At 26.0% G+C, this 13,076-nt stretch carries 14 protein-coding genes; 8 read left to right on the top strand and 6 right to left on the bottom strand.

Going from position 1 to position 13,076, the window contains the following annotated elements; genetic code table 11:
* Positions 1-591: 591 nt before the first annotated feature.
* Positions 592-1,782, bottom strand: coding sequence for an argininosuccinate synthase (locus NLO413_RS00990; RefSeq protein WP_045808696.1), 1,191 nt, complete (start codon positions 1,780-1,782; stop codon positions 592-594).
* A 151-nt stretch (positions 1,783-1,933) separates the two neighbouring features.
* Here NLO413_RS00990 and NLO413_RS00995 point away from each other — a divergent pair, with 151 nt between their 5' ends.
* From NLO413_RS00995 to mdh, 6 genes are all read left to right on the top strand, one after another.
* Complete coding sequence (locus NLO413_RS00995; protein WP_045808697.1) at positions 1,934-2,539, top strand: hypothetical protein; 606 nt, start codon at positions 1,934-1,936, stop codon at positions 2,537-2,539.
* 155 nt (positions 2,540-2,694) lie between these two features.
* Positions 2,695-3,327, top strand: a complete 633-nt coding sequence (locus tag NLO413_RS01000) for a hypothetical protein (protein ID WP_156965551.1) — start codon at positions 2,695-2,697, stop codon at positions 3,325-3,327.
* 277 nt (positions 3,328-3,604) lie between these two features.
* Complete coding sequence (gene argJ, locus NLO413_RS01005) at positions 3,605-4,834, top strand: bifunctional glutamate N-acetyltransferase/amino-acid acetyltransferase ArgJ (protein WP_045808698.1); 1,230 nt, start codon at positions 3,605-3,607, stop codon at positions 4,832-4,834.
* 79 nt (positions 4,835-4,913) lie between these two features.
* Positions 4,914-5,726: an exodeoxyribonuclease III gene (gene xth, locus NLO413_RS01010; protein ID WP_045808699.1), complete on the top strand. Its 813-nt coding sequence runs from the start codon at positions 4,914-4,916 to the stop codon at positions 5,724-5,726.
* 163 nt (positions 5,727-5,889) lie between these two features.
* Positions 5,890-6,213 carry a dihydroneopterin aldolase gene (locus tag NLO413_RS01015; protein WP_045808700.1) on the top strand — a complete coding sequence of 108 codons (324 nt, stop codon included), beginning with the start codon at positions 5,890-5,892 and terminating at the stop codon, positions 6,211-6,213.
* Positions 6,214-6,265: 52 nt separating this feature from the next.
* On the top strand, positions 6,266-7,210 hold the full coding sequence (gene mdh, locus NLO413_RS01020) for a malate dehydrogenase (RefSeq protein ID WP_045808701.1): 945 nt from the start codon (positions 6,266-6,268) through the stop codon (positions 7,208-7,210).
* 86 nt (positions 7,211-7,296) lie between these two features.
* Here mdh and NLO413_RS01025 read toward each other — a convergent pair whose 3' ends face one another.
* Positions 7,297-7,521, bottom strand: coding sequence for a hypothetical protein (locus tag NLO413_RS01025; protein ID WP_045808702.1), 225 nt, complete (start codon positions 7,519-7,521; stop codon positions 7,297-7,299).
* Positions 7,522-7,719: 198 nt separating this feature from the next.
* Here NLO413_RS01025 and rpiB point away from each other — a divergent pair, with 198 nt between their 5' ends.
* Entirely contained in the window at positions 7,720-8,175 is a 456-nt protein-coding gene (gene rpiB / locus NLO413_RS01030; RefSeq protein WP_045808703.1) for a ribose 5-phosphate isomerase B, read from the top strand.
* A complete protein-coding gene (ubiG, locus tag NLO413_RS01035; protein ID WP_232295892.1) occupies positions 8,162-8,875 on the top strand; it encodes a bifunctional 2-polyprenyl-6-hydroxyphenol methylase/3-demethylubiquinol 3-O-methyltransferase UbiG in 714 nt (237 codons plus the stop codon). The genes rpiB and ubiG overlap by 14 nt, the downstream gene beginning before the upstream one ends.
* Before the next feature lie 139 nt (positions 8,876-9,014).
* Here the strand turns inward: ubiG and NLO413_RS01040 are convergent, their stop codons facing one another.
* From NLO413_RS01040 to atpG, 4 genes are read right to left on the bottom strand one after another with little or no spacing between them, the layout of a single operon-like run.
* Positions 9,015-10,040 carry an NAD(P)/FAD-dependent oxidoreductase gene (locus NLO413_RS01040; RefSeq protein ID WP_045808705.1) on the bottom strand — a complete coding sequence of 342 codons (1,026 nt, stop codon included), beginning with the start codon at positions 10,038-10,040 and terminating at the stop codon, positions 9,015-9,017.
* 28 nt (positions 10,041-10,068) lie between these two features.
* On the bottom strand, positions 10,069-11,403 hold the full coding sequence (locus tag NLO413_RS01045; RefSeq protein ID WP_232295893.1) for a TldD/PmbA family protein: 1,335 nt from the start codon (positions 11,401-11,403) through the stop codon (positions 10,069-10,071).
* 18 nt (positions 11,404-11,421) lie between these two features.
* The gene (gene folE, locus NLO413_RS04850) at positions 11,422-11,997 is read right to left on the bottom strand and encodes a GTP cyclohydrolase I (RefSeq protein ID WP_045808707.1); all 576 of its coding nucleotides are present in this window, start codon (positions 11,995-11,997) and stop codon (positions 11,422-11,424) included.
* A gap of 17 nt (positions 11,998-12,014) precedes the next feature.
* Positions 12,015-12,851 (bottom strand): ATP synthase F1 subunit gamma, encoded by an 837-nt coding sequence (atpG, locus tag NLO413_RS01055; protein ID WP_045808708.1) that lies wholly within the window; start codon positions 12,849-12,851, stop codon positions 12,015-12,017.
* Positions 12,852-13,076 lie beyond the last annotated feature (225 nt).

Raw genomic sequence — 13,076 nt, forward strand, 5'->3', positions numbered from 1 at the left:
AATTAAGTTCATTATCAACAAGGTATATTTATATCTCTCTATAATTCAATATATTTGTAGCAATTTATTATCTTTTTCAGATTTGAAGTTAATTAAATTATTTAAAAATTTTTATATGAGATATTACATACATATTATCGCATATTTTTCTATTAAAGTTTTATTAAGATATTAAGTGCAGCAAAGAGTATCATATGAATTTAATTATAATAACTAATAATCAAGGATTGTTATTAAAATTTAATTTTATAAACTTTTCATGTAAATTGAATTTCATAATCATTATTTTTTAATATAACTATTAGTGATAGAATATTCTATAAACGATATTATAAAATATATATTTACTATTTTTGAATATTTTATTGTGTACATTTATATAGATTTATTAGTAAATTTTTGATAATATTAGACATTTTAAAATTAAAACGCTTTTTTATTAAGGTAAGTAATACTTATGTATTAATAGATTTTTAATTATGATTTAAATATTTAAATGTTTATTATTTTAATATATAAGATTTATAGGTAAATATCAGCACTAATTTAATCAATTAATACTATTAAATATTTTGTATAAATATAAGTTAATTATATATTATCGTTTGAAGTAAATCTTAAAGCACTTATTTTTATAAAGCCTTCTGCTTGCTTGTGGTTATAGTTACTATTATTATCAAAACTTACTAAATTTTGAAAGTATAAACTATTACTTGATTGCCTTTTTACAACTAAAACTGATCCTTTATATAATTTAAGACATACAGTACCATTAACGTTTTCTTGAGATTTGTCAATCAATGCTTGAAGCATTTTACGCTCAATTGTCCACCAATAGCCGTTATATATTAGTTTTGCGTATTTAGGCATAATTTCATCCTTTAAATGAGCTGCCTCTTTATCTAAGGTGATGCTTTCTATTGCACGATGCGCATGAAGTAATATTGTTCCTCCAGGTGTTTCATATACACCACGTGATTTTACTCCTATGTGGCGGTTTTCTACTATATCAATAATGCCAATACCATGCTTGCCCCCTATTTTATTTAACTGATCTAATAAAGCTGCTGGAGATAAAGAAATATTATTTATAGCAACTGGATCACCTTTTTTAAAGGTAATATCTAGATATTCTGGTATATCTGGTGCTAACTCTGGAATGACCGAACGGGTTAACATACTATAATTTGGCGAGATATTTGGATCTTCTAATAATTTTCCTTCATATGAGGTATGTAATAGATTTGCATCAATAGAGTAGGGAGGCTCGTTTAATTTATCTAAAGGAACTTCTATATTATGTTTCTCTGCATACTGTATTAAATCAGTTCTTGATAAAAATTTCCATTCTCTCCATGGTGCAATAATTTTTATTGATGGATTAAGACAATAATATCCTAATTCAAATCTTATTTGATCATTTCCTTTACCAGTAGCACCATGTGCAACAGCATTAGCGCCTATTAAATTTGCTATTTCAATTTGACGTTTTGCAATAAGGGGTCTTGCAATTGCTGTTCCTAATAAATAATATCCTTCATATACAGTATTTGCCCTAAACATCGGAAACACAAAATCACGTACAAATTCTTCTTTGAGATCTTCTATAAAAATTTCTTTAACATTTAAGGAAGATGCTTTTTTATATACAGAAGAAAAATCATCATTTTGTCCTATATCCGCTGTGAAAACAGCAACTTCACAATTATAGGTCTCTTGTAGCCACTTTAAAGCAACTGAAGTGTCTAAACCTCCAGAATATGCTAATACTATTTTTTTCATAAATATTAAATAAGTTTTTTATAACTTATAATACATTTATAATACTACCACAAGCATTAAATAATCTTAATAAAAATACCATAAGTTTAATAAAATAATACCGATTTTAGAATATAATATCAGTATTATATATTGGATTGATTGTATGAGGATGAGTAATTATTTATATATAACAGTAGTATTATTAATATTAATGTATCACTCTGTATCACTAGCAAAAGACTTAAGTATACAAGATGACTCGTATATGAATAGCTTTAGTAATTTATATATCAGTAGTAGCAGACAGAACAATGATATATTTAACATAGAAGATATACAACAAAATGACAAAACAAAATACAATATTCATTTTGGTTTAAGGCATATGCATGCAATAAAGAGTTTTAATTTTTTGAGAATTGATTTAGGGTGTTTATATATTGTTAATTCCACTGATTTATTGCAATTAAATTTAAATTATAAATATAATACATATTTGAATATATATTGGAATTTAAATAACCTCCTATATATTCACAATTTAAACTTATATGTAGGTGTAGGAACTTATCTTAATAAGATTGTAGATGTAATATTACATAATACGGAAAATAATGTACTAACATCATATGCTTCTGCAGGTATTATTTATAAAATAACTAATAGTATTAATATATATATAGAATATAAATTTACTTTGGAAAATTTTAAAATTTTAAAACAAGATTTTCCCAAATTTATATCATCCGTTATAGGAATTGAATTGATTTTATAATGCTTTAATTCAAAACATGAAATTTATATTTTCTATTGAATCAGTATTAAATCTATGATAGTTAATAAATTATTAATTTATTAACTATATTTATGTATTTTTTCGTATATTTAATCTATTTTATTGCTATATTTTACAATAAAGCTTTTGGTTATTTGCCCTCAAAAGTATATTATAAACTAGGTTATGTATATAATTTTAATTATCAGGATTCTTTAAAGTCACAATATTTTCGCTACGAAAAGGGTGGTAAAGATTTTTATATAATAATAGGAACTAATTTTAAAAATAATTTTTATCATGAATTAGGTCTGCATTACACAAGCACTTTTCCAGAATTATATTCTATATCTGATGAAGAAAAAAGTAATATAATACGTATTATGACTAATATTAATAGTAAAAAGCTTTCTCTTTTTAAAATTAAAGATATGTTAACAATTAACAAGATCTCTTTAATATATAATATATATAGTTTATATCCTGTTAATGATAAGGTCAGTGTTTATTTGGGATGTGGTATTGGTGTTATTGAAGTATTAAAATATTATGGCCTAAAAAGTAAAATTGGTAATCACTATGGCATCGTCATGCAATATAATGCAGGTGTTTCATATCTTTTAAACAGAAAGCTTAAAGTTTATTTAGGGTATAATTTTTCTAAGAATTATTGGAAATATCAAACAAATTCTATATATGATGAATATGGCAATAGTGTATTATATCACTTTTTAAATTTTGAATTAAGGTCATACGGATTAGATATGGGCTTAGTGTTTATACTTTAATAGTCTGTAAGGTTATTTTTATATTCCCAAGTAAAAAAATATTTTTTCAAATGATACTTACTTGTATTTCATTTATTAGGGAAAATTATACAAGCACAAAAAACATAATAAGTGATGACTCATAATAAAATTGAGATAATGACCAAATTATCCTTCTTTATAAAGTATAAGAAATTTAAATTAAGAATATTTTTAATCAAAGATTGTATTTGATTAAGTTATAAAAATATGACACCATTACTTTTCTACAATAAATCACTAAATAATTAGTAAAGTTATGACGTTTATTTCTCCGCTTGCACCAAAGGTTTTTCCGCAAATGCCTGAAATTAAGGGTGTAAAAATGCTATCTATCTGTGCGAACATTAAGGCTTCTGGTAAAGATGATGTTTTAATCGTAAGATTACAACCTGGTAGTAGTGTTGCAGGGGTTTTTACTACTTCCTACACTGCAGGTAGTAATATAAAATATTGTAAAAGTATAATTCCACATGGATACGCAAGTGTTCTTATAGTGAATTCTGGAAATGCTAATGTTGCAGTAGGAGATAAAGGAGATCAAGCAGTGCATGAAATTGTAAATGCATGTTCAAAAGAATTTTCTTGTCTACCACAAGAAGTATATTTTTCTTCAACTGGAATCATAGGACGCGTTCTGCCAACTGAAAATATAAAATCTGTTATTATAAATTCAGAAAAAAAAATGACTTCTACAACTTGGAAAGAAGCTGCAATAGCAATTATGACTACAGATACTTATCCTAAAATGGTGACTAAACAAACAAATATTGGAGGTGTAAGTGTTACAATTAATGGTATCTGTAAAGGATCAGGTATGATTGCACCAAATATGGCCACTATGTTAGGTTATATATTTACTGATGCAAGTATTAGTCCGAAAATTTTACAAAAATTGTTAAATGAATATACAGATGTATCTTTCAATAGTATCACTGTTGAGGGAGATATGTCAACAAGTGATACGGTATTAATGTTTGCAACCAATGTTGTAAAAAATCCTCAGGTGACTTCTTATAATGACAGTATCATTTATGATTTTAAAGTAGCGCTCAAAGATTTAATGGTAGAAATGGCGCATTTAATTGTAAAAGATGGAGAAGGTGCACACAAATTTATAACAATAAGTGTTGAGAATATGACATCAGAAAAAGCAGCTAAAAAATTAGCATTTTCTGTTGCAAATTCTCCGTTAGTAAAGACTGCTATAGCAGGTGAGGATCCTAACTGGGGAAGAATAATTATGGCTTTAGGTAAAGCTGGCGAAAAATTTGATCAGAAGCAAATATCTATTAAAATAGGAGGTGAATTTATATTAAAGCATGGCATATTATGTGAAAATTGCAATATAAATTATATTAAAAATCATATGCAAAATAGTGAAATTAGTATTTTAATTGATATGAATTATGGAAATAAAAAGGCAGTTGTTTGGACTTGTGACTTGACTCATACGTTTATTGATATAAATTCTTTATATTCAACATAGTATATAACTATAATTATAAGTACAAGATATCACAGGAATAAATTTTAACGTAATTAAATAATAAATGGTATTTATCAAAATGTTTAAAATAGCAACATGGAATGTTAATTCTATTAGAAAAAGGGTTAACCACTTATGTTCTTATTTAATTGCAAATAATATAGATGTGATTCTATTGCAAGAGTTGAGATGTATAAATGAATTATTTCCTTATAGAGAATTGGAGTCTATAGGGTATCAATGTTATATACATGGACAAAAAGCACGAAATGGTGTTGCAATTATTACAAAACATAAGGCAATTGATATAAAAAGTAATATTTTTACAATTAATAATACATTTGTGGAAAGTATTGGTTCATATAGTTGTGATGAAGCTCGTTATATAGAATCCATTATTAGCTACAACGATATGCAAATTGTAGTAGCAAGTGTATATATTCCTAATGGACAAGATGTTAATTCTGAAATGTTCACATATAAGCTGAATTTTTTTGATCAGTTAAAGTTTCGTATGTTAAATTTGTTAAATAAAGAAAAAATTATAATAATTGGCGGAGATTATAATGTAGCACCTGAAGAGATAGATGTATATTGTACTAAAATACTAAACGGGAAATTATGTTTTCATGAGAATGAAAGAGCTAAATTTCGTTCAATACTTAATCTAGGATTTTTTGATGCATTTCGCATTATAAATGATAATCAAAAATTTAGCTGGTGGAATTATAAAAACAATGCGTGGAATGAAAATAAAGGCATGAGAATAGATCATTTACTTTTATCTCCTCAAGCAGCTGATAAATTGTTACATTGTGATATAAATGATCAAATTAGGAATTTAGAGTGTCCATCTGATCATGCTCCAGTTGTATGTACATTATTAGCGTAATAAACCCCTTTATTACATAATAATATATATATAAGTCTCTATAGAAATATTTAAATATTGAGCAAGGAAGTAAAAAAATCATTATAGTTTGTATTAATTAGCATTATCATAAATTGATATAATGTATAATACTTATGTTGTTTATCTTACCAGGTAAAAAATAGTGAATAGCGCAATGATTTACATTAAAAACTTGAAGATCTATGCAAAAGTAGGATTTTCATCATGGGAAAAAGTTGTTAAGCAGCAAATAATTATGGATGTTAAATTATCTGTCAATTATACGAATGATAACTTTGTCAATTATAAAACAATTGTAAATAATATTATAAATTTTATCAATATTCATCACTATGATCTATTGGAAGACATGGCACAAGAAGTAAAAAAATTCCTTGAAAAAGAACCTAATGTTATTAAATGCCATATAAAAATTCATAAGCCTCTTGCACTATTTGGCTTAGGAGCTAAAATATACATTATATAAACTAAAGTACAATTTTTTTTTAACAAATATTTTTTCATTATTAGGTATTAAAATGATAAGTCGTAGAAAAATTTCTCTTATAGGATCAGGTAATATTGGTGGGATTCTTGCTTATTTAATAAATCAAAAAAAATTAGGTGATATAGTTATGTTGGACATAAATGAAGGATTATCAAGAGGAAAGTCGTTAGATATATCTGAGTCTTCTGCAGTTAATGGATTTTGTTTTGATATTCTAGGTACGAGCGATTATCAAGAAATTAGAGATTCTGATGCTATTATTGTTACTGCCGGAATTGCAAGAAAGCCCGGCATGAGCCGCGATGATTTACTAAATATTAATGCACGCATTATTGAAGATATAGCAAAACAGATTCAAAAGTATTCTCCTAATGCTTTTGTCATAATTATCACAAATCCGCTTGATGCTATGGTATGGCACTTATATAAAAAGTCTAATTTGCCTTCTAATATGGTTGTTGGTATGGCAGGAGTACTAGATTCTGCTAGATTTTCTTACTTTATTGCTCAACATTTAAATATTTCTGTAGAAAATGTATCATCTTTAGTATTAGGAAGTCATGGGGATCTTATGTTACCTTTAATTAGGTACTCAACAGTTGGAGGAATACCTATTACTGATTTGATAAAGCTTAATATAATTACACAGTCTGACGTTGATGATATTATTCAAAGAACACGTAAAGGTGGAGAAGAGATTGTTAAGTTATTACAAAATGGTTCAGCTTATTATGCTCCTGCTACTTCTGCAATATATATGCTTGAATCATACCTTTATGATAAAAAACGTATACTATCATGTGCTGCATATTTAAATGGAGAATATGGAGTTTATGATTTATTTGTTGGGGTACCTGTTATAATAGGAAAAAATGGTATTGAGAAGGTTATAGAATTAGATTTATTACAAAGTGAAAAAGAAACTTTTAATAATTCTATAAAGTTAATAAAAAATCTTTTACAACTGTTAAACTAAATTTTTGACATTTTGATGTATGTAATAATACAAAAGTTATTTAATAAGTGAAAGTAAAAATATTGTACTAAAAACAAAATTTCATTTTAATTTAAATGATAGTTCTTTTTTATATCTGAAAATAAATTTTCATATAATTCAATTTGCATAATTAATTGCGCTGCATAATTATTCATATAATTAAACTGATCTTCTTTTATAAGATTTAACTCAAAAGCTTTTACAACATTTTTTTTAAAAGCTGCAACATAAGCTTTATTGTTATTTAGATAACTTAACGTATAACGTATGATATTTTTTGCATTTTTCATTGATAACTGTAATACAATTAATTATAAGTAACTAATGCAAGTATTACAGTTTAAAGTTTAGTTGTAAAGAGAAAATTTATCGTTAAAATTGAAAATATTATAGTAATTTAACTTAAAAATTACTTATCTTATATTTATTTGACTTAAAAATATAAAAAAAGTATGTTGTTATGCTTGGTTTTTATATATGGAGTTATAATGCTAATATTAAAAAAAGTTTTTATTTCTTCTGACCATGCAGGTGTAAAATTAAGACTTGTAATCAATTCTTATTTACAAAGCTTAGGTTGTGCAGTTAAAGATTATGGGTGTGTTATCCATGATGCTATAGTTGATTATCCAGATTATGTTAAAGATGTGGTATATTATGTTTCTCATGATGAACAAAGTTGTGGTATACTAATTTGCGGAACAGGTATAGGAATGAGTATTGCTGCAAATCGTTATAAAAAAATAAGAGCAGCTTTATGTCATAGCATAATGTTTGCAAAATTAGCAAGAGAGCATAACAATGCAAATGTACTGTGCCTGGGATCAAGATATACTAATGATGATGATGCAAAAGCAATTACCTATCAATTTCTAATTACTGAATTTTCTTCGGGTAGGCATGCAGAAAGAATAAAAAAGTTAGAAAATTATGACAACAATTAATGAATCTGAAGTAGAAAAATTTTCTAAAATTTCTGATCAATGGTGGGACGAAAATGGTAGTTTTTCATTATTACATAAAATAAATTCTTTAAGGGTATATTATGTAACAAATCATCTTAATAATATTTTCTGTCAATTATCATCACTTTCTTTATTAGATGTTGGTTGTGGTGGTGGTATATTTTCAGAATCAATGTCAAGGTTAGGTATTAATAATATATTTGGTATAGACCCAAGCGAAAATAATATCAATATTGCAAGAAATCATGCTGTGAAAAATAATCTACAAATAAATTATCGATGTATTGATATTCAAGATTTAGCAAAGACTAATGAGTGTTATGATATAATTACCATAATGGAGGTAGTAGAACATGTAAATAATTTACCTGTTTTTATGCAAAGCGCATGCAAATTGCTAAAAAATAATGGTATATTGTTCTTATCTACATTAAATAGAACTATCAAATCAATGTTACTTGCTATAATAGCTGCAGAATATATTTTACGTTGGTTGCCTAAAAATATGCACCAATGGACAAAATTTGTTAAACCTTCAGAAATAGCAAATATATTATTACAATATAATATTATAGTACAAGATATCACAGGAATAAATTTTAACGTAATAAATAATAAATGGTATTTATCAAAAGACATATCAGTTAATTATATATTAGCTGCACAAAAGATTAAATAATAGCTGTTTATATATAAATATATTTAGCGCATGAGCGCATGGCTGCAAGCGCATTAAGTATATTTTCCATAATATATATTATGTATTTTTTAGTACGTATCATGTGCAAATTCTGAAATATAATATTCTAGAATTTATATTAGATATTATTAGGGATTCCTTTAGAAGTAGAATATTGAAAATTTAGAGGAGTATTGAATATAACACGATATATGTCGTGACATGCAATTGCAGATTCTGAAAATCCTGTTAATATTAATTTCAATTTTCCTGGATATGAAGCTATATCTCCTATTGCATATATCCTATCACGATTTGTTCTACATGTTGAAGGAGTAACTGGTATATGAAAATTTTCAATATTAATACCCCAGTTAAGTACTGGTCCAAGATTAGCAGATATACCAAAAAATGGTAATAATACATCTGCATAAATAATTTTTTCTTCATTTGTAATAATATTTTTTACTGTTACATGACTTAGTATTCCTTGATCCCCAAATATACCGCTAAGTTGATAAGGTGTAATTATTTCTATTTTTTTAATTTGTGATAAATTTTCTAAATATGACATAGTATTTGGAGAACAGCGGAATACTTTTCTTCTATGTACTATATATAATTTTTTGGCAACTTTTGCTAGTTCTACGGCCCAATCAGCAGCTGAATCTCCTCCTCCTGCAATTATAATGTTTTTATTGTAAAAATCTGATAACTTATCTACGTGATAAAACACAGATTTATTTTCATATTTTAAAATATTATTTAAGGGGGGACGATTTGGTCCAAATCTTCCAGCTCCAGCAGCAATGATAATAACTTTACACTTTATCTCAACATTATTATGAGTTACCACTAAAAAATGATCAGCGTTCTCAATTATGTTTTCTGCAATATCTCCTAATAGGTATACGGGTCTAAATGGATTTGACTGTTTAACTAAATTATGAATTAATTTTTGTGCCGTAATAATAGGATAAGCTGGTATATCATATATTGGTTTTTCCGCATATAAAGCTGTACATTGCCCTCCTACTTCTTTTAAAGCGTCAATGACACAACAACTCATTTTAAGCATACCCGCTTGAAACACAGTAAATAACCCTACAGGACCTGCACCAATTATTGCTATATCAACACTATAAAATGTTTTTAATTTTTCCATAACTATTAATGTATATTATTACAATTGTTTATTCTCTTCCAGCAACTGTCATTTCATGAATTTTTAATGTAGGAGAATTTATAGATTTAAAAAAAACTAAATCATTTGCTACTGACATATTTTGAAATATATTATTTAAATTTCCAGCAATAGTAATCTCATTTACTGGATATGTAATTTTTCCATTTTCTATCATAAACCCAAAAGCACCTTGGCTATAATCTCCTGTTGTCAAGTTAATACCAAATCCAAAAAGATCAGTAACGTAAATTCCTTTACTAACATCTGATATTAAATCATCTACAGAAACATTTCCGTTTTGAATATAAAAATTACTTACCCCTGGTATTACTGCAGCATTGCTACGCTTAATGGCATTTCCTGTAGTAACTAAATTTAATTGATTTGCTGTATACATATCTAAAATCCAGCTATTGATTATTCCATTTTTTACTATCTCTTTTCTATAACCACATATTCCTTCCCCATCAAATGGATAAGAAGAAAGCCCCTTTTTTATTAATGGATCATCAATAATATTAATATTGCTCGAAAAAACTTTAGTATGCATACTATTAGATAAAAAAGATGTTTTATTTGCTATAGAATCTCCTGTAATTGCAGAAGCAAAACTTTGTAATAATGTACTTGCTACCCTATTTTCAATAATAACAGGTAATTTACAAGTTTTGATTTTTCTAGCATTTAATTTTCTTAATGCACGCATTGCAGATTCTTTACCTAATTTATATGGATTTTGAATATCACAAAAATGACACTTCACTAAATAATTATAATCTACCTCCATTTTATTGTTTTCTGCAGCAATTACAGATATATAAACAGAAGTATAGGATTTTTTATACGATTTCATAAATCCATTTGAAGTAGCTAGTATAACATTACTATTAACTTTTGAAAAAGATGCACCCTCGGAATTAACAATTTTTTTATCGTAAGACAAGGCAGCATCTTCCATTTTGTATAATAAAGAGTTTATTTGATCAACGTTTACATTTATATCATCATACAACATTAAATTTTCTATTTCTAAAGAATCATCATTATTTAAAGAAGCAATAGAAACATGAGGATCCTCTGGAGCAGAATTAGCCATGACTATGGCCATATCTATCAGCTCGTCAATTTTATTCATATCATTTGATGATACGCATGATACTTTTTTTTTATCAATAACCCTAATACCAATTTGTGTATTATTAGAATAAGAAATTTCTTCAAGTTTCAGTAATCTCTGTGATACATTTAATGAATTATTATCATATATAATAATATCACCATCCACACCTTTATTTTTGATAATTTTTATAGCATCTTCTGCAATATTTAAGTAATTATTCAATATTTTTACCATATTTTATTATATTTTTATTCGATTAAAAAACTCTTTTCTTATATTAAGATCATCTTGAAAAATACCTAACATATAATTTGTTTGTAACGTTAAATTATTTTTATCATATTCTTCACAACAAGCAATACATTCATGTGTTGCTTCAATAAGAACTGCTATCCCTTTAGGAAGTAACAATTTATTTAAATATTCAGCTATTTGCATAGTTAAATTTTCTTGTATTTGTAATCTTTTAGTAAAAATGTTTAGCAATTCTATAATTTTACCTATACCACATATAAGTTTATCTGGTAAATATCCTATACTGATTTTACCTTTTATAGGTACAATATGATGCTCACAATAAGATGTAAAATCTATATTTTTTAATATGATAAGATCACTGTAACAGCTGTTAAGTAATTTACTAGTAACACTTACATTTTCTAAGTTACATTTATAGCCTTTAAACATTTTTTTATAAAAATTTAATACTCTTTTAGGAGTATTGAGTAACCCTTCTCTATTTGGATCGTCACCTATCCATGAAATTAACATTTTTACTGCCATTTCTGCATCATAATCAGAAGGTTTATTTGTCATATTATATACCAAATTGCTTAATTCAACGCTTCAGAACCACTAATAATCTCTATTAAATCAGTTGTGATGGAAGCTTGTCTTAAACAATTATACTGTAAAACCAATTTATCTAACATATTTTTTGTATTTGAATTTGCTGATTCCATGGCTATCATACGAGCGCAATTTTCGCTAGTAATACTTTCACAAAATGCCACATAAAGTAAACTCATAATATAATTTCTGTGTAGTTTATTAATAACTGTCATATGATCAGGGTCGTAGTTATATTCATACGAACCATGGTCTTTATTATCATTTGTAAAAGGTAGCACTTTTTGTAAAACAGGCTTTTGTAACATTACATTATAAAATTTGCTATAAATTATTTCAACATAATCAAATTGTGAGATATTTACATTTGCGCGATATAAAAAGTTTTTAAAAAAGTAAAAATCTGATGTACTATTCACTTGAGGTAAAACTTTTATTATATTATCAGCATAAGTTTTCTGCATGATTTCATATGCTTTTTTTCCAATAAATATCAATTTTATATTTTGTTCCTTTTTAATTAGATCATTAATATAGTTACTAGCAAATTGTACTATTACATAATTAAAATTACCGCATAACCCTCTATCAGAAGATAATATTATTATTAAAGTACTTGCTTGTTTATTATAAGATTGAATTTTATTAGTATATCCAGCAGTTATTAATTTTGATAATTCGTTATTATAATTTTTAGCAACGTTAAGTTTTTGCTGAGCACGATGAAATTTTGATGCAGATATTGTCTGCATTATCTTTGTAGTTTTTTGTATAGATTTTACACTTTTTATACGTAAAGTAAGAGCCTTTAAATTCGCCATAAATTATTACAAAATCAACTCAATTAAATTCCTAAGTGATATATAAATATTACTTACCATATAATAGTTTATATAGCGGAATTTTTAAAAAATAACAATGGCTTTTATGAGATTTTAATATTATTCAAAATTAATTGGCATTTTTTATTAATATAATAGTTTTTAAAAAATATAAACTTACCATTGTTATATGTACTACTTGTTTTTACTGAAAATTAAGTTTAA

Origin of the sequence: Candidatus Neoehrlichia procyonis str. RAC413 (genome assembly GCF_000964795.1) — a bacterium.
Lineage (GTDB): Bacteria > Pseudomonadota > Alphaproteobacteria > Rickettsiales > Anaplasmataceae > Neoehrlichia > Neoehrlichia procyonis.

Excerpts from the sequence above, each read along its gene's own strand:
- NLO413_RS00990 (WP_045808696.1), bottom strand. The coding sequence starts at position 1,782 with ATGAAAAAAATAGTATTAGCATATTCTGGAGGTTTAGACACTTCAGTT.
- NLO413_RS00995 (WP_045808697.1), top strand. The coding sequence starts at position 1,934 with ATGAGTAATTATTTATATATAACAGTAGTATTATTAATATTAATGTAT.
- argJ (WP_045808698.1), top strand. The coding sequence starts at position 3,605 with ATGACGTTTATTTCTCCGCTTGCACCAAAGGTTTTTCCGCAAATGCCT.
- xth (WP_045808699.1), top strand. The coding sequence starts at position 4,914 with ATGTTTAAAATAGCAACATGGAATGTTAATTCTATTAGAAAAAGGGTT.
- mdh (WP_045808701.1), top strand. The coding sequence starts at position 6,266 with ATGATAAGTCGTAGAAAAATTTCTCTTATAGGATCAGGTAATATTGGT.
- NLO413_RS01025 (WP_045808702.1), bottom strand. The coding sequence starts at position 7,521 with ATGAAAAATGCAAAAAATATCATACGTTATACGTTAAGTTATCTAAAT.
- rpiB (WP_045808703.1), top strand. The coding sequence starts at position 7,720 with ATGCTAATATTAAAAAAAGTTTTTATTTCTTCTGACCATGCAGGTGTA.
- ubiG (WP_232295892.1), top strand. The coding sequence starts at position 8,162 with ATGACAACAATTAATGAATCTGAAGTAGAAAAATTTTCTAAAATTTCT.
- NLO413_RS01040 (WP_045808705.1), bottom strand. The coding sequence starts at position 10,040 with ATGGAAAAATTAAAAACATTTTATAGTGTTGATATAGCAATAATTGGT.
- folE (WP_045808707.1), bottom strand. The coding sequence starts at position 11,997 with ATGACAAATAAACCTTCTGATTATGATGCAGAAATGGCAGTAAAAATG.
- atpG (WP_045808708.1), bottom strand. The coding sequence starts at position 12,851 with ATGGCGAATTTAAAGGCTCTTACTTTACGTATAAAAAGTGTAAAATCT.